General features: G+C 69.7%; 16 protein-coding genes and 1 pseudogene. 11 read left to right on the top strand and 6 right to left on the bottom strand.

All coding sequences use genetic code 11. The features are described 5' to 3' along the window. Positions 1-53: 53 nt before the first annotated feature. From ACH4U7_RS01075 to ACH4U7_RS01065, 3 genes are all read right to left on the bottom strand, one after another. Positions 54-734 (bottom strand): class I SAM-dependent DNA methyltransferase, encoded by a 681-nt coding sequence (locus ACH4U7_RS01075; RefSeq protein WP_398525928.1) that lies wholly within the window; start codon positions 732-734, stop codon positions 54-56. Between the two features lie 132 nt (positions 735-866). Continuing rightward, the gene (locus ACH4U7_RS01070) at positions 867-1,502 is read right to left on the bottom strand and encodes an extensin (protein WP_398525927.1); all 636 of its coding nucleotides are present in this window, start codon (positions 1,500-1,502) and stop codon (positions 867-869) included. Positions 1,503-1,792: 290 nt separating this feature from the next. Continuing rightward, positions 1,793-2,506: a FadR/GntR family transcriptional regulator gene (locus ACH4U7_RS01065; RefSeq protein WP_398525926.1), complete on the bottom strand. Its 714-nt coding sequence runs from the start codon at positions 2,504-2,506 to the stop codon at positions 1,793-1,795. A 271-nt stretch (positions 2,507-2,777) separates the two neighbouring features. On the opposite strand from ACH4U7_RS01065, the gene ACH4U7_RS01060 reads away from it, so the two are divergent. The 4 genes from ACH4U7_RS01060 to ACH4U7_RS01045 all read left to right on the top strand — a co-directional run bounded on the left by ACH4U7_RS01060 (position 2,778) and on the right by ACH4U7_RS01045 (position 7,241). Next, positions 2,778-4,010, top strand: coding sequence for an aminotransferase class V-fold PLP-dependent enzyme (locus ACH4U7_RS01060; protein WP_398525925.1), 1,233 nt, complete (start codon positions 2,778-2,780; stop codon positions 4,008-4,010). A gap of 116 nt (positions 4,011-4,126) precedes the next feature. Then, on the top strand, positions 4,127-5,431 hold the full coding sequence (locus ACH4U7_RS01055; protein ID WP_398525924.1) for an ABC transporter substrate-binding protein: 1,305 nt from the start codon (positions 4,127-4,129) through the stop codon (positions 5,429-5,431). Next, entirely contained in the window at positions 5,428-6,408 is a 981-nt protein-coding gene (locus tag ACH4U7_RS01050; protein ID WP_385616671.1) for a carbohydrate ABC transporter permease, read from the top strand. The genes ACH4U7_RS01055 and ACH4U7_RS01050 overlap by 4 nt, the downstream gene beginning before the upstream one ends. Continuing rightward, the gene (locus tag ACH4U7_RS01045; protein ID WP_398525923.1) at positions 6,405-7,241 is read left to right on the top strand and encodes a carbohydrate ABC transporter permease; all 837 of its coding nucleotides are present in this window, start codon (positions 6,405-6,407) and stop codon (positions 7,239-7,241) included. The genes ACH4U7_RS01050 and ACH4U7_RS01045 overlap by 4 nt, the downstream gene beginning before the upstream one ends. Positions 7,242-7,292: 51 nt before the next feature. Here ACH4U7_RS01045 and ACH4U7_RS01040 read toward each other — a convergent pair. Beyond that, positions 7,293-8,318, bottom strand: a pseudogene (locus ACH4U7_RS01040) (PHP domain-containing protein); the annotation flags it as partial. Between the two features lie 161 nt (positions 8,319-8,479). Here ACH4U7_RS01040 and ACH4U7_RS01035 point away from each other — a divergent pair. Then, positions 8,480-9,157 (top strand): GntR family transcriptional regulator, encoded by a 678-nt coding sequence (locus tag ACH4U7_RS01035; RefSeq protein ID WP_398525922.1) that lies wholly within the window; start codon positions 8,480-8,482, stop codon positions 9,155-9,157. A gap of 118 nt (positions 9,158-9,275) precedes the next feature. On the opposite strand, the gene ACH4U7_RS01030 is transcribed toward ACH4U7_RS01035, so the two are convergent. Further along, positions 9,276-10,703, bottom strand: coding sequence for a purine-cytosine permease family protein (locus ACH4U7_RS01030; RefSeq protein WP_398525921.1), 1,428 nt, complete (start codon positions 10,701-10,703; stop codon positions 9,276-9,278). 82 nt (positions 10,704-10,785) lie between these two features. Further along, positions 10,786-11,703 carry a flavin reductase gene (locus ACH4U7_RS01025; protein WP_398525920.1) on the bottom strand — a complete coding sequence of 306 codons (918 nt, stop codon included), beginning with the start codon at positions 11,701-11,703 and terminating at the stop codon, positions 10,786-10,788. 179 nt (positions 11,704-11,882) lie between these two features. On the opposite strand from ACH4U7_RS01025, the gene ACH4U7_RS01020 reads away from it, so the two are divergent. The 6 genes from ACH4U7_RS01020 (at position 11,883) to ACH4U7_RS00995 (ending at position 17,375) form a co-directional block, all read left to right on the top strand. Then, positions 11,883-13,037 carry an LLM class flavin-dependent oxidoreductase gene (locus ACH4U7_RS01020; protein ID WP_256981466.1) on the top strand — a complete coding sequence of 385 codons (1,155 nt, stop codon included), beginning with the start codon at positions 11,883-11,885 and terminating at the stop codon, positions 13,035-13,037. Beyond that, on the top strand, positions 13,034-13,645 hold the full coding sequence (locus ACH4U7_RS01015; protein ID WP_385616683.1) for an amino acid synthesis family protein: 612 nt from the start codon (positions 13,034-13,036) through the stop codon (positions 13,643-13,645). The genes ACH4U7_RS01020 and ACH4U7_RS01015 overlap by 4 nt, the downstream gene beginning before the upstream one ends. Then, on the top strand, positions 13,642-14,193 hold the full coding sequence (locus ACH4U7_RS01010) for an amino acid synthesis family protein (RefSeq protein WP_398525919.1): 552 nt from the start codon (positions 13,642-13,644) through the stop codon (positions 14,191-14,193). The genes ACH4U7_RS01015 and ACH4U7_RS01010 overlap by 4 nt, the downstream gene beginning before the upstream one ends. 11 nt (positions 14,194-14,204) lie before the next feature. Next, positions 14,205-15,107, top strand: a complete 903-nt coding sequence (locus tag ACH4U7_RS01005) for an alpha/beta fold hydrolase (protein WP_398525918.1) — start codon at positions 14,205-14,207, stop codon at positions 15,105-15,107. Continuing rightward, entirely contained in the window at positions 15,104-16,591 is a 1,488-nt protein-coding gene (locus ACH4U7_RS01000) for an aldehyde dehydrogenase (RefSeq protein WP_398525917.1), read from the top strand. The genes ACH4U7_RS01005 and ACH4U7_RS01000 overlap by 4 nt, the downstream gene beginning before the upstream one ends. 103 nt (positions 16,592-16,694) lie before the next feature. Continuing rightward, complete coding sequence (locus tag ACH4U7_RS00995; RefSeq protein WP_398525916.1) at positions 16,695-17,375, top strand: GntR family transcriptional regulator; 681 nt, start codon at positions 16,695-16,697, stop codon at positions 17,373-17,375. Position 17,376: the final 1 nt, after the last annotated feature.

The raw sequence follows: 17,376 nt of genomic DNA, 5'->3' as shown, positions 1-17,376 counted from the left end.
GGTTCGGTCGGGGTCGTGGGTGCGGGTCGCGGCGGCCGCATGAGGCGCCGCCCTCAGTCGGACCTCCTACAGGTGAGGAAGATCTGCTCCTCCGGCGGCACGTCCGATGCCTCCGGGGCGTAGGTGTACGAGGTCTCCTGGGCGATCTCGAATCCGGCTGCCTTGACGACCGCGTGCAGGTCCTCCCGGAGATAGCCGGACACCCGGATGGTGCTGTGGAGGAACGGGATCGAGAAGTCGTCCACGTCGGCCTCCACCATCGACAGGGCGAACAGACCGCCGGGCACCAGGACGTGGCGTACGGTCCGCAGGGCGAGCGGGATCTCGTCGCGGGGAAGCATCAGCAGGGAGAAGAAGGCCGTGACCGCGTCGAAGCGGCCGAGGTCCCGGGGGCCGTCCGGCCGTAGATCGGCGATGTCCATCCGGTGGAACGTGGCCTCGGGGACATAGCGCCGCGCGAGCTCCACCATTCCGTACGAGAGGTCGACGCCGACCACCTCGAATCCGGCGTCCACCAGCTGGCGGGCGGTCGGCAGGCCGGTGCCGCAGCCGAGGTCGAGCACCCGGGAGCCGGCCGGCAGGGTGTCGATCAGCCACCGTCCCGCGGCGAGCTGCCCTTCCTTGTACGGGAAGGCCTCGTCGTAGCGGTCGCCGATGGCATCGAAAGCCTCGGCCTGACCCGTGCGGTCGAGCCGTATGCTCTCGTAATCCGTCCGGCTGGTCCTGTCGTGCACGCGGACATCCCTCACAGACCCGGTTACCTCATATTTTCATATTTGTCCGGATTTGCACCATGCCCGCGCGATCTCGTGGGCCGCCCCGTGGACTGTCCCTTGGGCCGCCCCTTGGAGCGCCCCGGGGGACACTCAGCCGCCGAGGAGGCCGCCGAGCACGCCGCCGACCGTGTCTCCGACACCGTCGATCACACCGCCCACCAGCCCGTGGTCCTCGTCCTTCCCGGTGCCTGTGTCCTGCTGTCCGCCGGACTGCTGGTCGTCGGACTCGTCGCCGGAGGTGGCCGGGTCGGTGGCGGGGTCCTGGCTGGGCGAGGACGGCTTCGCGGTGTCCGGCTTGGAGGTCGAGGGCGCCGTGGAACCGGGGTCGCTCGTGGGCGCGGTCGTCGGGGCGCTGGTCGCCGGGGTGTGTGACGGCTCGCGGGTCCGTGAGGTGTCGTCACGGGAGGAGCTGCCGCCGCCGTCCTGTACGAGCTTCGGCTTGGCGGAGGCGCTGGGGGCGAGGCCCCCGTCGCTGGGCCGGTCGGTGTCGGTGGACCGGTGCGCACCGCTCGGCCGGTCGGAGCCGGCGGGGTCGGCGGGGTCCGTGGGGTCGGGCGTCCCGGCCGGCTGGGAGCTGACGTCGGAGCGCGCCTGCACGGCCTTGTCGCCACCGACCGACGAGTGGAGACCGAAGGCGATGGTGCCCGCCACCCCCAGGGCGGCGGCAGCCTTGATCGTGTTGGCGCGCGCCTGCTGCGCAGGGGTGGGGCGGCTGTGTCGGCCCATCTCGCTCGAGTCTCCCGTATGACATGTCCTCGCTACGGCTGACCAGTAAAGCCTGCTCATTCGACCGCATGGCATTTCCGAGACGGAGTTGTTACACGGCAGGGCGATTCGTCCCTCGATGCCTGGTCAGCGGCGCGGCTAGGGTCTGTCGTCAAAGGGGGCGTCCGGCCGCGGGCGGCGTCTGGCGCAGGGGGCACCTCCCAGCGGTAGCTGGGGGAGGCTGATGTCACTGCGGCATCGAGAGCAGGGCACCCCCTTTGACGACAGGCCCTAGGGCGGTGTGCAACCGGCTACGCGTCCGAGCCTTCGGTGTTGGCCGGATCGGGCCGACCGGGCAGAAACGCATGCAGCCACTTCTCGGTGTGGGCGACATGCGCCGCGGCTGCGTTTCCGGCGGCCGCCGGGTCGCGCCGGGCGATGGCTCCCGCGATCGCCCGGTGGTCCTCGTCGCTGGCGCGCTTGATGCCGGGCCCCTCGGGCAGCGTGAACACCTGATAAGCGCGGGAGCGCGCGCGGAACACCCCGAGCAGCGAGCCGAGCGTGGGGTTGCCGCCCACCCGGGCGATCTCGGCGTGGAAGCGGTGGTCGAGCTCGGACACCTCGGTCGGATCCTCGGTGGCCTCCATGGCCTCGATGTGCTCGAAGAGCGTGGCCATCGTCTCGGGTGTCATCCGCGCGGCCGCCTGCGCCGCGGCGTGCGACTCCAGGACCCGCCGGATCTCGAACATCTCCAGCAGCCCCTCAAGGGGCAGCAGGTCGACGGTCAGCGAGAGGCTGCCGACGATGTCCTCCGGGCGCAGCTGGGAGACGTACGTCCCCGAGCCGTGGCGCGGCTCGATGACGCCCAGGGCGGCCAGCATACGCACCGCCTCGCGGAGGGATCCCCGGGAGACCCCCAGCTCGTCGCACAGCTCGTTCTCGGGCGGAATGCGTTGCCCGGCGACCAGCCGGCCGGTGGCGATCATATGCCGTAGGCCATGAAATGCCTTGTCGACTGCGGACATCGCTTCCCTTCCCCGTGGCTCGTCCCCGTGGAGCGACGGCCCTGTGGCTCGGCGAACGGCGCCGTGGCTCAGGTTCTCACCCTATCGAGTCATCAGATCTCTCCCCCGAGCCAGCGGCAAGTCATCAGATGACTTATCGGGGACGTACACCTATTGCCTTCATCCTTGCTGCCGTGCCAGGATCCCGGGCCAAGCCACCAGCCAAGTCATCAGACCTGTCGCCGATAAGCGTCTGATGTGTCGGCCCGATTTCCGGGAGATGTCCAGTCACGTGAGCGAGACCGACGTCAGCACAGCGCCGCGCCCCCTGCTCCTCGCCGACGGCCGCCCCGCCGCGGAGGCGTGGTCCCTGCACCCTGGGGAGCGCCATCTCAACCACGGCTCCTTCGGGGCGGTTCCGGTGGTGGCGCAGCACGAGCAGCAGCGGCTGCGCGAGGAGATGGACCGGTCACCCGTGCTGTGGTTCGCGACGCTTCCGGGCAAGGTCGCGGCCGCCCGGACCGCCGTGGCCGGGTTTCTGCGCGTCGCGCCCGAGGATCTGGCGCTGGTGCCGAACGCGAGCGGCGGGGCGAGCGTCGTCTACGCGAATGTGCCGCTGCGGCCCGGCGCCGAGATCCTGGTGACCGACCACGGGTACGGGGCGGTGACCATGGGGGCAGAGCGGCTGGCCCGGCGCCGGGGCGCCACGATCCGTACCGCGCATGTACCGCTCGACGCCGATGAGGAGCAGGCCTACGCGGCCTTGGTGGCCGAGCTGAGCGAGGCCACCGGGCTGATCGTGCTGGACCACATCACCTCGGCGACCGCCCGTCGGATGCCGGTGGAACGGATCGCCGCGGTGGCCAAGGACCGGGGCATTCCGCTGATGGTGGACGGGGCGCATGTGCCCGGTCTGCTCGCCGATCCGATGGCGGGGCTCGACTGCGACTTCTGGATCGGCAATCTGCACAAGTTCGGCTGCGCGCCGCGCGGGACCGCGGCCCTGGTCGCCCGGGGTCCGCTGCGTGAGGAGCTGTATCCGCTGATCGACTCCTGGGGCGCCGCCGATCCCTTCCCCGACCGGTTCGACACCCAGGGGACGGTGGACGCCACCAGCTATCTGGCGGCGTCGGCCGCGACGGACTTCATCGAGGCCACCTGGGGCTGGGAGCGCGCCCGTACGTACATGAGCGAGCTGGCCGACTACGCCGAGCGCGTCATCGGCGAGGCCTTCGCCGCGGTCATGGGCGAGAGCGCGGCCGTGGACGTCGGCATGCCGGTGGGCGCCATGCGCCTGGTGCGGCTGCCGGCGGGGCTGGGCACCACCCGCCTGGAGGCCGACGCGCTACGCGACCGGGTGGCGCGCGAGCTGGCTGTGGAAGCTGCCTTCACCAGCTTCGGCGGCGTCGGTTACTTCCGGCTGTCGACCCATGTGTACAACACCGCGACCGACTTCGAGTACTTCGCCGAGCGCTGTGTCCCGCAGCTCGCCGAATGGGCCCGCACACCGGGCGTCGCCCCGTAAACCACGCGCGACACACACGACACACCTTCACGACCCGCCACGTCACCCGTGGCGCATATCGACGCCCGCGGAACTCCCACGGAAATACCACGGAACTCCACAGAATGAGGACAGGGATGAGAAGAAGGAAGGCAGTCATCGCCCTCGGCCTGGCCGCCGCCACGGTCATGACGGCCATGACGGGCTGCACCTCCGGGGTGAGCGACGGCTCCGTGCACCTCAAGATGGTGGAGAGCCTGACCAACCCCAGCCGCACCGCGGTCCTGAAGAAGCTCATCGCGGACTTCGAGAAGAAGAATCCGAAGATCAAGGTCGATCTCATCTCGCCGCCGACCGACCAGGCGGATCAGAAGATCCAGCAGATGCTGCAGTCCGGCAGCGGCGTCGACGCGCTCGAGGTGCGGGACATCACCGCCGGGCCGTGGGGGACCAACGGCTGGCTCTACGACATGAGCAAGGACCTCAAGGGCTGGTCCGGCTGGAAGGACCTCACCGACAACGCCGTCAAGTACTCAAAGGACGCCAAGGGCCGGACGTACTACATCCCCTACGGCTTCTACGGGCTGAGCCTGTTCTACCGCTCCGACCTGATCAAGGAGGCGGGCTTCAAGCAGCCCCCGGCCAGCTGGGACGAGCTGCTGAACCAGGCGAGCAAGATCCAGAACCCCTCCAAGCGCCAGTACGGCTATGCGTTCCGGGGCGGGGCCAACGCCAACAGCAACGCGGTCGCCGTCATCGAGGCGTACGTCGCGGACAAGATCGACCGCGAGAACGGGTTCAAGCTCACCAACGGCAAGACGATCTTCTCGGCGCCCGAGGCGCTCGACGCCATGAAGACCTACCTCAAGCTGTTCAAGAAGGCGTCGCCGCCCTCGTCCGTCGCCTGGGGCTACCCGGAGATGGTGGAAGGCTTCTCCAACGGCTCCACGGCATTCCTGCTCCAGGACCCCGAGGTCATCGCCACGGTGCGCCAGTCGAAGTCGATCAAGGAGAGCCAGTGGACCACGGCCCCCTTGCTGGCCGGCCCCAGCGGTAAGGCCATCCAGCCGGTGGCGAGCGCGGGCTGGGGCATAGCCGCCGGCAGCAAGCACAAGGCGGAGGCCATCAAGCTGATCGAGTTCCTTTCGCAGGGCGATGCCTCGACCACCTTCACCAAGGAGAACAGCCTGGTGCCGATCCTCAAGGGCGCGGGCGAGGACTCCTTCTACCGGACCGGGCCCTGGGCGAGCTATGTGACGATGACCGAGAACCCGGACACCTACCTCACCGTCACCCAGCCGCGTGATGCGTCCTGGTGGACCGAGTGGGTCCAGAAGTCCGACGCCGAGGTGCAGAAGATGCTGCTGGGCAAGATGACGCCCGAGGAGCTGCTGGCCGGCTGGGACACGTACTGGACGAAGAAGTGGAAGAGCCAGACGTGAGCCTGTCGACTTCCAAGCAGGCGGGGCGCCCCACCCGGCGGGGCGCCCGGCCCGCGCCCCTCAAGACGACGGACCCGCGCTCCCGTAAACCGGTGTTCACCGTCCGCCGGGGCCTGGGCATCGCCGGGTTCATGGCTCCGGCCGCCCTCTTCGTCGCGGTCTTCATCTACTACCCGATGATCTCGGGCAGTCAGATGGCGTTCCGCAACTGGAACCTCAACGACCTCACCGACATCTCATGGGTGGGGTTCAAGAACTTCCAGACGATCTTCAACGACCCGGTGTTCTACACCGTGCTCGACAACACCCTGATCTGGGTGGTCGCCTCGCTCGTCCCCCAGCTGGTGATCGGCTTCGCGATCGCCCTGTGGCTGCGCCGGCGCTTCCGCTTCCGGGGCCTCTACCAGGCGCTGATCTTCTTCCCGTGGGCCATCTCCGGATTTCTCATCGGCATTCTCTTCCGCTGGATGTTCAACAGCGAATTCGGCGTCGTCAACGACCTGCTGTCAAAGGTGGGGCTGATCGACGAGCCGATTCCATGGCTGGCTGAGCCCAAAACGGCCATGACCGCCGTCATCATCGCCAATGTCTGGTACGGCGTCACCTTCTTCGCCATCATGATCCTGGCGGCGCTGCAGTCCATCCCCGACGAACTGTACGAGGCGGCCGAACTCGACGGCGCGGGCAAGGTCCGCACGCTGTTCCAGGTCACCATTCCGTATATCCGCGCCACCTTGGCACTGACCGTGCTGCTCCGGGTCATCTGGATCTTCAACTTCCCCGACATCATCTTCGGGATGACCGGCGGCGGACCGTCCAACGAGACTCATATCGTGACCACCTGGATGATCACCATCACCCAGCAAGGGGACTACGGAAAGGCCTCGGCGCTCGGGCTCATCGTCGTCGCGCTGCTCCTCGTGTTCTCCGTCTTCTACCTCATGGCCACCCGCGAGAAGAAGGGAGCGAGGTCTTGATACGCAAGGAGTCCTTCGCGGGACGCGCGACCCGGATCACGTTTCTGACGATCTGGCTGGTCATCACGGTCTTCCCGCTGTACTGGATCACCATCACCTCGTTCAAGGCGCCCGGCGACATCTTCGCCTTCCCGCTCGCCTACTGGCCCAAGGACTTCTCCTTCGAGAACTACAGCGGGCTGTTCAGCAAGGCCCAATTCGGTGACTACCTCACCAACAGCCTGCTCGTCGCGACGGTCGCGGGCACGGTGGCGACGGCAATCTCCGTGCTCTCGGCCTATGTGCTGGCGCGGTTCGAATTCCGCACCAAGACGGCGCTGCTGATGGCCGCCCTGGTCACGCAGATGATTCCGTCCTTCATCGCGCTCGGCCCGCTGTACACGATGATGACCCAGCTGAACCTGGTCGACAACCGGCTCGGGCTGATCCTCGTCTATATCGCGGTGTGTATTCCGTTCAGCACCGTGATGCTCCGCGGGTTCTTCGAGAACGTCCCGGACGCGCTGGAGGAAGCGGCCATGATCGACGGATGTTCGCGCTTCGGGGCGCTCTTCCGGGTGCTGCTGCCGGTGATGAAGCCGGGCATCGTGGCCGCGTTCATCTTCAACTTCGTGAACTGCTGGAACGAGCTCTTCCTGTCGGTCACCCTCATGAACAGCGACGCCAACAAGACCATCCCCACGGCGCTGAACGGCTTTATCTCCAGCTTCAACATCGACTGGGGTTCGATGTCCGCTGCGGCCGTGCTCACCATCGTGCCGACCATGGTGCTGTTCGCCTTCGCCAGCCGCCATATCGTCCAGGGGCTGACCTCGGGCGCGGTGAAGGGCTGAGCGGTGAAGGGCTGAGCGGTGAACGGATAAGCGGTGATGGGCTGAGCGCCCCCGGCTCGGGGGCCGACGGGTACGGGTCCAGGTCAGCAGCTGACCGGCCGTCCAGGTGTTGACGACCCGCTCCTGGGGGACGCCGCACTCCTCGGCCCGGGCGCATCCGTCGATCTGCCAGTCGAGCTGGCCCGGGGCGTGCGCATCGGTGTCGATCGAGAAGAAGACGCCTGCCTGGACGGCCTGGCGCAGCAGTCGGCGCGGCGGGTCCAGCCGCTCCGGGCGGCAGTTGATCTCCACGGCGGTGCCCGCGGCGGCGCAGGCGCCGAACACCTCGTCGGCGTCGAACCGCGACTCCGGGCGGCGCCCGTCGAGCAGCCGCCCGGTGCAGTGCCCCAACACATCGACCAGCGGATTGCTGATCGCCGCGACCATCCGGCGGGTCATGGGGCGGGGGTCCATACGCAGCTTCGAGTGGACCGAGGCCACCACCACGTCGAGCCGGTCCAGCAGCTCCGGCTCCTGGTCCAGGGAGCCGTCGAGGAGGACGTCGACCTCGATGCCGGTGAGCAGCCGGAACGGCGCGAGTCGCCCGTTCAGCTCCGCGATCACCTCCAGCTGTTCGCGCAGCCGGTCCGCGGACAGCCCGCGGGCCACGGTCAGCCGGGGCGAGTGGTCCGTGAGCACGGCCCAGTCGTGGCCGAGGCGGGCCGCGGTACGGGCCATGAGATCGATCGGCGAGCCCCCGTCCGACCAGTCCGAATGCAGATGGCAGTCGCCGCGCAGGGCCACCCGCAGCGCGGCCCCCGGCCGCTCGGCCGCCCCTGTGCCCTGGTACTCCTCCTCCAGCTTCGCCAGATAGCCGGGCACCTCTCCGGCCAGCGCCTCCCGGACCACCTGGAAGGTCGTAGGTCCGATTCCTTTGAGCGACCGCAGCGCGCCGGTGGCCGCCCGCCGCGCCACCTCCTCGGCGGGCAGCCGCGACACCACCTCGGCGGCGGTACGGAAGGCGCGTACACGGTACGTCGGGGCCTGGGCGCGCTCCAGGAGGAACGCGATCCGGTCCAGCGCCTCCACGGGTTCCATCGCGTGCCCTGCCTTTCCCTCCGCCGGCTCCCGGTCCCCTCTTCAGGGTCGCGTGTTCCCGCTCCCGGCGCCCGCGGCGAGGGCACGGCCGCCGTCCGCGATAATGATCGCCCGTCAACCGTTGACCGAACAGGCTGGGGAGCGAGCGAGAGGTGCCCGAGGTGGAGAACCTTGCGATCAAGCGGGAGGACTCTCTGGGCGAGCGCGTCGCCCACGAGCTGCGGGTCCAGGTCATCAGCGGTCGGCTGCGACCCGGTACCCACCTGGTCGAGGGCCAGCTCGCCGAGCGCTTCGACGTCAGCCGCGGCCCGGTGCGGGACGCGCTGCGCCGGCTGGAGGCGGAGGGGCTGGTCGCCTCCCAGCGGCGCGGCGTGTACGTCACCGGCCTGGGCGCCGAGGACGTCGAAGAGCTCTACACCCTGCGCGACTCCCTGGAGAGCCTGGCCCTGACCCTGGCCATGGACAAGGCGAGCGACGGCGACTGGGCCCACTCCCGGTCCTGTGTGGAGCGTATGCGGCGGGCCGCCGAGCGGTCGGACGCCCGGCTGTTCACCGAGGCCGATCTGGACTTCCACTCGCGGTTCTACGAGCTGTCCGGGCATCGGCGGCTGATCGCGGTCTGGGAGCAGTACCGGCCCACGTTCGCGGTCGTCCTCGATATCACCAACGCCCAGGACGTCGATCTGCACGCCCCCGCCGAGGACCACGCCACGCTGCTGGACGCCGCCCGCCGGGGCGATCGCGAGCTCGCCCTCACCACCCTGCGCGCACATCTGGTCGGCGCCCGCGACCGGCTGCGCGCCGCCCTGCACGAGACCACGGACCGGGCGAGCGGCTGAGGCGGGCCCCGGTTCCCCGGGCCGTGACACCTCCGCGGACACGAACGGGCGGCACCGCCGTAGCAGTGCCGCCCGCCGCCGGATACTCCGTTACTCCGTGTTGCTCCGTGTTGCTCCGTCAGGAGCCCGCCACCGCCGCGGGTTCCTCCGCGCGTGCGCCGGGCGCGGCGGCGTCCTCGCGCACCCACAGCGGCCGCAGCCGGTAGGTCAGCAGGTACAGCACCACGGACGCGCCGGCCGCCACGAACATGCTCAGGTCGCCCGCGCCCGGGTACGCCGCCGAGAAGGGCCCGGTGTAGAAGCTGGACTGCCAGAACGGCACCGAGGCCAACACCCCGCCCGCCCAGGCGACGAAGCCCCAGTCGAGCACCCGGCTCCGGTCGTACAGCTCGGGGATCCGGGCCCGGTCGGAGCGCCCTCCCAGGTGGTAGTCGAGCAGCAGCACGGCAGCGAAGGGGGCGATGAAGTACGCGGTGAGGTTGAGGAAGACCTTGAACTTGTCCTCGGTCCCGGACTCGCCCCACAGACTGATGCCGTACGCCAGCAGACAGATCACCACGACCGCCTGGGTGCGGGTGACCGGCACCTTCAGCGTCTGGACGGAGATAGCGCCGCCGTAGACGTTGAGGAAGTTCTGCGCGAGCGCGGACAGGGTGATGGCGATCAGCGCGGGGACCGCGAACGGCCCGGCCAGCTCGTGCAGGGCGGTGATGGAGTCCGTACTGGTGGCGCTGCCGCCGACCAGCACGCCCAGGATGCCGAGCCAGCAGATGGTGACGAAGTTGCCGAGCCCGGTGTACCAGGCGGTGCGGTTCACCACCTGGGGCGAGTCGGGCAGATAGCGCGAGTAGTCGGAGGCGAACGGCGCCCAGGCGACCAGGAACGACAGGAACCAGCCGCCGAAGGTGATCCAGCCGCCCGTGCCACCGATATACCCCTTGGCGTGCGGATCGGCGTCGAAGGTGCCTCCGCCGCGGACCACGGCGACCACGGTGATCATCGCGAACAGCGGGGTGAGGACATAAGTGAGCACCCGCTGGAGGTAATTGATCATGTTGTAGCCGTAGACGGACACCACCAGTTCGACGGCGGTCAGCGCCAAGGCACAGAGCCAGAACGGCAGATGGGTCAGTTCCGCGAACGCCTTCCCGCCCAGGATCACGGTGACCGCCGCCCACCCGATCCCGGCGAAGACATTGATGTAGGCCACGGGCAGGAAGTTGCCGAAGAAGCCGAGCGGACCGCGCGCCTGGATCTGCTGCGGCACACCGAGCCGTACGCCCATCTTGGACATCACGGCCATCAGCAGCGAGCCGAGGGCGGCGCCGAGGACGATCGCGACCACGGCGGCGGTGAAGCTCAGCCCGAACCAGGCCGCGCTGAATCCGAGCAGGATGATGGGGAAGTTCAGACCGGCGGCGAACCAGACGAAGAACTGCGAGCTGGGCTTGCCGTGCCGTTCGCTGTCGGGGATGTGGTCGACCCCGAAGGGTTCGACCTTGGTGACAGCGCTGCCGTACACCGGCGCCGGGGCGTCGTGCGTCATGGGGTGCTCCTGGGGACGGGAGGAGAGGGGCGTCGGGGGGTGGCGGGACACAAAGAGGTGTGCGGGCGCGGACCGGCTCGGCTCACCACGGCAGGGGCGCCGTCTGCGAGATGTCGAAGAACCCTCCGCCGCTGTAGACCAGCGGCGCGAGGTCGTCGTGGCTTGCGAAGACCACCCGGCCGGTGAAGACGGTGTGGCTGCCGGCCTCCAGCCGTTCGCCGATCTCCACCTCCAGCTGGGCGCAGCACCCGTCGAGCAGCGGCGAGCCATGGCCGCCGGGGGTCCAGGGGTGCGGGGCGAATTTGTCGTCGGCCTTGGAGGCGAAGGTCCTGGCCACGTCCAGCTGGTCGGCGGCGAGGATGTTGATGCCGAGGTGGGTGGCGCGGTGGAGCGCGGGGTGGGTGGTGGAGCTCCGCTGGACGCACACCAGGACCATGGGCGGGTCCAGTGAGATGCTGGCGAAGGCGTTGACCGCGAGCCCCCTGGGCTTTCCGTCGTCGTCGCAGGTCACGACGGTCACCCCGGTGATGAACTTACGGTGCACCCCGCGCACCAGGTCGGCTTCGACCGCGGCTTCTTTGGTGGTGGTGACGATCCCCAGCGCCTCCAGCAGCTGACGGGAGTCGAAGGTGACCCACTCCTCGGCCACCGCGGCCCCGTCGAAGCGGGAGAAGGTCGCACCGGACACTTCCACCGGCCGGCCGGTGGGCGGCACGCCGAGGAAGTCCCCGGTGTGACGGCCGGTGGAGCGCCAGCGGATCGCCAGCCGTTCACCGTCCTCCACGATCTCCTCGATCTCGGTCCGCAGATCGGGGAAGGCCCGTCGGACGGCGCGTACGGAGTCCTTGAACTGCTCGCGGTCCTGTGGCGCGGCGGCGGGCCCGCGGCGCCGGACATAGCCGGGGCTGAGCAGTTCGTCGAGCGCTTCGAGGCGGCCCTGATCCCATGCGGCCTGCCAGGCGGAGCGGATGCGGGCGGTGCGGTCAAGAGTTCGCGTCATGACGGTTCCCTCACTCAGCTCTTGTATGGCAGAGGACGCTAAGAACGACACAGGCCAGTGTCAACACCTTGAGCAGAAAGAACCCCGAAGGCGCTGCTGGACAAGAAATGCACAGGTCAATGTTGTTGCCTGGAAGCGAGCCCTTGACGAGCCAGAACCGGACTCCTAGCCTCGCTGCCATGGCACAGCACGAGCTGGAGGGTCATCGGATGCGGTTCTCGATATTTCACAACCTCGGAGCGCCTGGACGGCTCGGCTCCTACTCCCATGTCATGGACGAGGCGCGTGAGTTCGCCATCGCCGCGGAGCGGGCCGGTTTCTGGTCCACCTGGTACACCGAGCACCACTTCGGGCACGAGGCGATCGAGATCACCCCGAACCCGGTCCTCATGGGCGCGGACATCGCCGCCCGCACCGAGCGCATCAGGATCGGCCAGGCCGCGAGCATCGCCACCTTCTGGCATCCGCTGCGGCTCGCCGAGGACATCGCCATGCTCGACCAGCTCTCCGGCGGTCGGGTCGAGGTGGGCCTCGGACGCGGTCTGTACGGGCGGGAAGCGCTCAACCTCAACGCCCTGGCCGACCCGCGCGACCAGGAGCGCAACCGCGCGCTGTACGAGGAGACCGTGGAGATCCTGCGCAAGGCGTGGAGCGGAGAGTTTTTCTCCCATAAGGGACAGTTTTACGAGTTTCCCGCCCCTGGGGTGAAATGGAACCATCCGCTCTCCCCCGCCACCCCCGACTACACCGAGGCCGGGGTGATCACCAAGATGCAGGTCACACCCTTCCCGCTACAGCGGCCCCACCCGCCCCTGTGGCAGGTCATCGACAGCCCCCGCTCGATCCAGGCCGCCGCGGCCGACGGCGTCCAGGGCATGTTCTGGCTGCCGCCGGTCTCGGCGCTCAAGGAGCGCTTCGAGCTCTACCGCGACACCGCGAGCCGGGCCTCGGGGCGCGAGTACGCGCTCGGCGAGGGCATCGGCCTGGTCCGCGACGTCTATGTCGCCGACACCATGGAGCAGGCCCGCGCCGACTTCGAGGAGTCGCTGATGACCACCTATCGGTGGATCATGCACTGGCGGGGCCTGGCCAATCTGATGGAGGCGGGCGAAGAGCTCACCGACGCCCACGAGCTGTCCTTCGACTTTCTGCACGGGCGCAATCTGCTGGTCGGCACCCCGGAGTACGTCGCGGAGAAGATCGCCGAGCTGCGGGACGAGGTGGGTCTCGAGCATCTGCTGCTGTGGACCACCCACCCCGGTCTTGAGCACCGCAAGGCAATGCGCAGCCTGGAGCTGTTCGCCGAGAAGGTCATGCCGGAGTTCACCTCATGAGTGCCGCGAACGGCCTGACCGGGCTGCGCAAAGTGGTGACCGTAACCGATGAGCTGCTGCTGGAGCTCGGCCGCCCGGTGGCCACACCGGTGCGCCGGGCCGCCGCGGCCGCGGTGATCCGCAACCCCTGGGCCGGGCGCGGCTTCGTCGCCGATCTGGGGCCCGAGGTCGAGGCGATCGCTCCGGGTCTCGCACGGCTGCTCACCGACCGGGTGAGCGAGGCGCTGGGCGGGGTCGGGCGTATCGAGTCCTTCGGCAAGGCCGCGATCGTGGGCCTGGACGGGGAGATCGAGCACGGCGGGGCGCTGATCCACACACCGTTCTTCGGCAATGTCTTCCGCGAACTGACCGAGGGCACCTCGATCATCGTCTTCAGCGACGACCGGCTCCCGGCCGGCGAGCCGCTGACCGTACCGCTGTGGCACAAGACCGCGGCCGCGACCCGCTCGCACTACCAGACCTGCCATATCCGCGTCCCCGACGCGCCCCGGCCGGACGAGATCGTCGTGGTCGCGGCCGGCGCGGCCGGCCCCCGCCCGAACGCGCGGATCGGGGACCGCGCCACCGACCCCCTCGTCCGCCTCGCCGATCTGGAGACCGCCCAGTGAACATCCGCAAGATCATCACCTTCACCGAGGACATCCACACCGAGGGCGGCCGCCCGGTCGACCCGCCGGCCCGTACCGCGGTGGTGGTCGCCGTCATCGAGAACCCCTGGGCGGGGCAGGGCTACGTCGCGGATCTGCTGCCCGGGATCGACGAGGTCGCGCCGAAACTCGGCGAGCTGCTGGCCCCCCGGGTGGTCGAGGCGCTGGGCGCGCCGGTGGAGGCGTACGGGAAGGCCGCGATCGTGGGCCTGGACGGGGAGGTCGAGCACGGCTCCGGGCTCATCCACACGCTCAAGTTCGGCGACCACTTCCGCCGGGCCGCACAGGCGACCACCCTGCTGCCGGCGGTGGAGAAGCGGGCCGCGGCGGGCACCGTCTTCGACATACCGCTCAAGCACGTCACCGACGCGACCATACGCTCGCACCACCAGAGCATCGAGGTCCGGGTGCCGGACGGGCCGCGCGCCGACGAGATCGTCATCGGTCTGGCAGCCGCCGCCCAGGGGCGTCCGCAGGCCCGGCTGGCCCCTCTGTCCACGGAACAGTGAGCGACGGAGCGGTGAGTGAAAGGGCAGCGAGCGAAGGGGCGGTGAGCGACATGGGCACGGCGCGGGCTGTCGATCGCGCGTCCGGGGGCGGCGGCCCCGACCGGCCGCCCGAGGCACAGCCGCTGGCCCCCGCCGCGCTGGGCGCCCCCGTCGCGCTGAGCCATGAGACACACGGCGACGGACCCGGCCTGGTGCTGCTGCACGGCGTCGGGCTCGACCGCCATCTGTGGGACCGGTGCCTGCCCCGGCTCGCGGCCCGGCACCGGGTGACCCTGGTCGATCTGCGCGGCCACGGCGCCTCCCCCGCCGCGGCAGCCGGGGTGTCCCTGGCCGAACTGGCCGCGGATGTCGCGGCGCTGCTGGACGGCCCCACGCATATCGTCGGCTTCTCGCTGGGCGCCCTGGTCGCCCAGCAGCTCGGGCTGGTCCGGCCCGAGCTGGCCGCCTCGCTCACCCTCGTCAGCTCGGTCGCCGGGCGCACCGAGGAGGAGCGGGCGGCGGTGGCGCGGCGCAGGGTGCTGGCCGCGCGCGACTTCGGGGCGTCCGCCTGGGCGGCGGTCGACCGGTGGTTCTCGGCCGGCTGGCGGGCCCAGGAGCCCGCTCTGGCACAGGATGTGCTCGACACCCTGCTCGCCAACGACCGGGCCTCCTACCTCGCCTGCTACGACGTGTTCGCGAGCTCCGACGCCGGGCTGTGGCCGCTGCTGTCCCGGATCGGCGCCCCCACCCTGGCGGTGACCGGGTCGGACGACCCCGGTTCGACCCCCGAGATGTCGCGCCGGCTGGCCGGGCGGATCCCCGGCGGCCGGGCGGTGATCGTGCCCGGCGCGCGCCATCTGCTGCCGCTGGAGTACCCGCAGGAGCTCACCGACGTGATCCTCAGCCACACCGGACAGGAGTGCCACAGCTCATGAACCGCCTGCCGCGCCATGACCACTACATCGCGGGCGAGTGGACCGCCCCCGCCGACGGCGGCTACTTCCCCAGCGTCAACCCGGCCACCGCGAAGCCCTGGTACGAGGCGGCGAACGGCACCGCCGCCGATGTGGACCGCGCGGTCGCCGCGGCCCGTACCGCCTTCGAGGATCCGCGCTGGCGCGATCTGAGCCAGACTCGGCGCGGGCGGCTGCTGCGCGCCCTCGCCGAGCTGATCGGCGAACATTCCGAGGAGCTGGCCCGTACCGAATCCCTCGACAACGGCAAGCTGCTGCGCGAGATGCGGGCGCAGATGGCCGGGCTGCCGGAGTACTTCCACTACTACGCCGGACTGGCCGACAAGATCCACGGCGAGGTGATCCCCGGCGCCGACCGCGCCCTGCTCAACTACACGCTGCGCGAACCCGTCGGCGTGGTCGGCGCCATCACCCCGTGGAACTCCCCGCTGCTGCTCACCGCCACCAAGCTCGCCCCGGCCCTCGCCGCCGGGAACACGGTGGTCGTCAAGCCCTCCGAGCACACCTCGGCCTCGCTGCTGGCGCTCGCCCCGCTCTTCGAGCGGGCGGGCTTCCCGCCCGGGGTGGTCAATGTGGTCACCGGCTTCGGCGCGGGCGCGGGCGGGCCGCTGACCGAGCACCCGGACGTGTCGAAGGTGACGTTCACCGGTTCCACCGAGACCGGCCGCCGTATCGCCCGCACCTGCGCCGACCGGCTCATACGGTCCACCTTGGAGCTCGGCGGGAAGTCGCCCAACATCATCTTCCCGGACGCCGACCTCGGATCGGCGGCCATGGGCGTGATCGCCGGGATCTTCGCGGCCGCCGGCCAGACCTGTGTGGCGGGCAGCCGGGTGCTGGTGCACCGGGAGGTGTACGACGAGATTCTGGAGCGGGTGACGGCGCGGGCGGCCACGATCCGGATCGGCGACCCGCTGGAGGAGACCACCGAACTGGGCCCGCTGGCCATCGCGGACCAGCTGGCGAAGGTCGAGTCGTATGTCGAGCTGGGGCAGGCCGAGGGCGGAAAGGTGGTCTGCGGCGGGCGGCGGCCCGAGCTGGACCTCGACGGGTACTTCTACTCCCCCACCGTGTTCACCGGCACCGACAACTCGATGCGCGTCTGCCAGGAGGAGATCTTCGGCCCGGTCGCCACGGTCATGCCGTTCGGGTCCGAGGAGGAGGCGCTGGCGATCGCCAACGACTCCGCGTTCGGGCTCGCGGCGGGCGTGTGGACCCGGGACCTCAACCGCGCCCATCGGATGGCCGCCCGGCTGGAGGCCGGCACGGTGTGGGTCAACACCTATCGCTCGATGTCGCCGATGTCGCCCCGGGCGGGCTTCAAGAGCAGCGGCATGGGGACCGAGCACGGCACGGAGGTCATCCGGGAGTACACCCGGCTGAAGAGCGTGTGGATCAATACGAGCGAGGAGCCCGTGGCAGACCCCTTCATCCTCAGGTCGTGAGCAGAGCATCAGGTCGTGAGCAGAGCCTCAGGTCGTGAGCAGAGCCTCAGGTCGTGAGCAGGGCTTTGACGGGAAGCGTGGGCCACATCTAGTGTCACGTACCATGCAACAACCCACAGGGAAGCGGCTTCAGCAGACCAGCATGCAGGCGAGGGTCGCCGAAGAGCTGCGGCAGATGATCATCAGCGGAGAGCTGCCGCCCCGCTCCAGCCTGTCCGAGATGGCGCTGTCCGAGACCTTCGGGGTCAGCCGTACGCCGATCCGCGAAGCGCTCAAGCAGCTGCAGATCGAGGGGTTGGTGGAGGTCCGGCCGCGGGTCGGGACCTTTGTGGCCGTGCCGTCCCGGCGCGAGCTGACCGAGCTGTTCCAGATGAAGGAGCTGCTGGAGGGCGCCGCCGCCCGGCTGCTTGCCTTCCGCGGCGGCGTCCATGAGGCGGAACTGCTCGAGGCCAATATGCGGGCGGCCGACGAGGCGGTCCGGGAGGGCGACGCCGAGCGGTACGCGGCGCTGGTCCACGAGTTCCACGACCTGATCGTCAAGGGCGCCGACAACAGCAAGCTGGAGGCGCACTACCGCACCCTGATGAACCAGCTGGCCTACGCCCGCCTGGTACGCACCTCGCTGTCGCGGCCGGGGCGGCTCACCGAGTCGGACAGCGAGCACCACCGCGTGCTCAACCTGATCCTGGCCAAGGACGGCGACGGTGCGGAGCGCGTGATGCGCGAGCACGTGCGGATGAGCCACCAGGCGCTGATGGCCGGTATCGACGAGCGGGAGAGCTGAC

The organism is Streptomyces sp. NPDC020845 (genome assembly GCF_044334165.1).
Lineage (GTDB): Bacteria > Actinomycetota > Actinomycetes > Streptomycetales > Streptomycetaceae > Streptomyces.
The sequence above is the reverse complement of the archived record's forward strand: the minus strand, read 5'-3'. Positions and strand labels throughout refer to the sequence as shown.

Bases quoted from the DNA above. Each gene is read 5' to 3' on its own strand.
- ACH4U7_RS01070 (WP_398525927.1), bottom strand. From the start codon at position 1,502: ATGGGCCGACACAGCCGCCCCACCCCTGCGCAGCAGGCGCGCGCCAAC.
- ACH4U7_RS00995 (WP_398525916.1), top strand. From the start codon at position 16,695: ATGCAACAACCCACAGGGAAGCGGCTTCAGCAGACCAGCATGCAGGCG.
- ACH4U7_RS01030 (WP_398525921.1), bottom strand. From the start codon at position 10,703: ATGACGCACGACGCCCCGGCGCCGGTGTACGGCAGCGCTGTCACCAAG.
- ACH4U7_RS01055 (WP_398525924.1), top strand. From the start codon at position 4,127: ATGAGAAGAAGGAAGGCAGTCATCGCCCTCGGCCTGGCCGCCGCCACG.
- ACH4U7_RS01025 (WP_398525920.1), bottom strand. From the start codon at position 11,703: ATGACGCGAACTCTTGACCGCACCGCCCGCATCCGCTCCGCCTGGCAG.
- ACH4U7_RS01015 (WP_385616683.1), top strand. From the start codon at position 13,034: ATGAGTGCCGCGAACGGCCTGACCGGGCTGCGCAAAGTGGTGACCGTA.
- ACH4U7_RS01020 (WP_256981466.1), top strand. From the start codon at position 11,883: ATGGCACAGCACGAGCTGGAGGGTCATCGGATGCGGTTCTCGATATTT.
- ACH4U7_RS01000 (WP_398525917.1), top strand. From the start codon at position 15,104: ATGAACCGCCTGCCGCGCCATGACCACTACATCGCGGGCGAGTGGACC.
- ACH4U7_RS01065 (WP_398525926.1), bottom strand. From the start codon at position 2,506: ATGTCCGCAGTCGACAAGGCATTTCATGGCCTACGGCATATGATCGCC.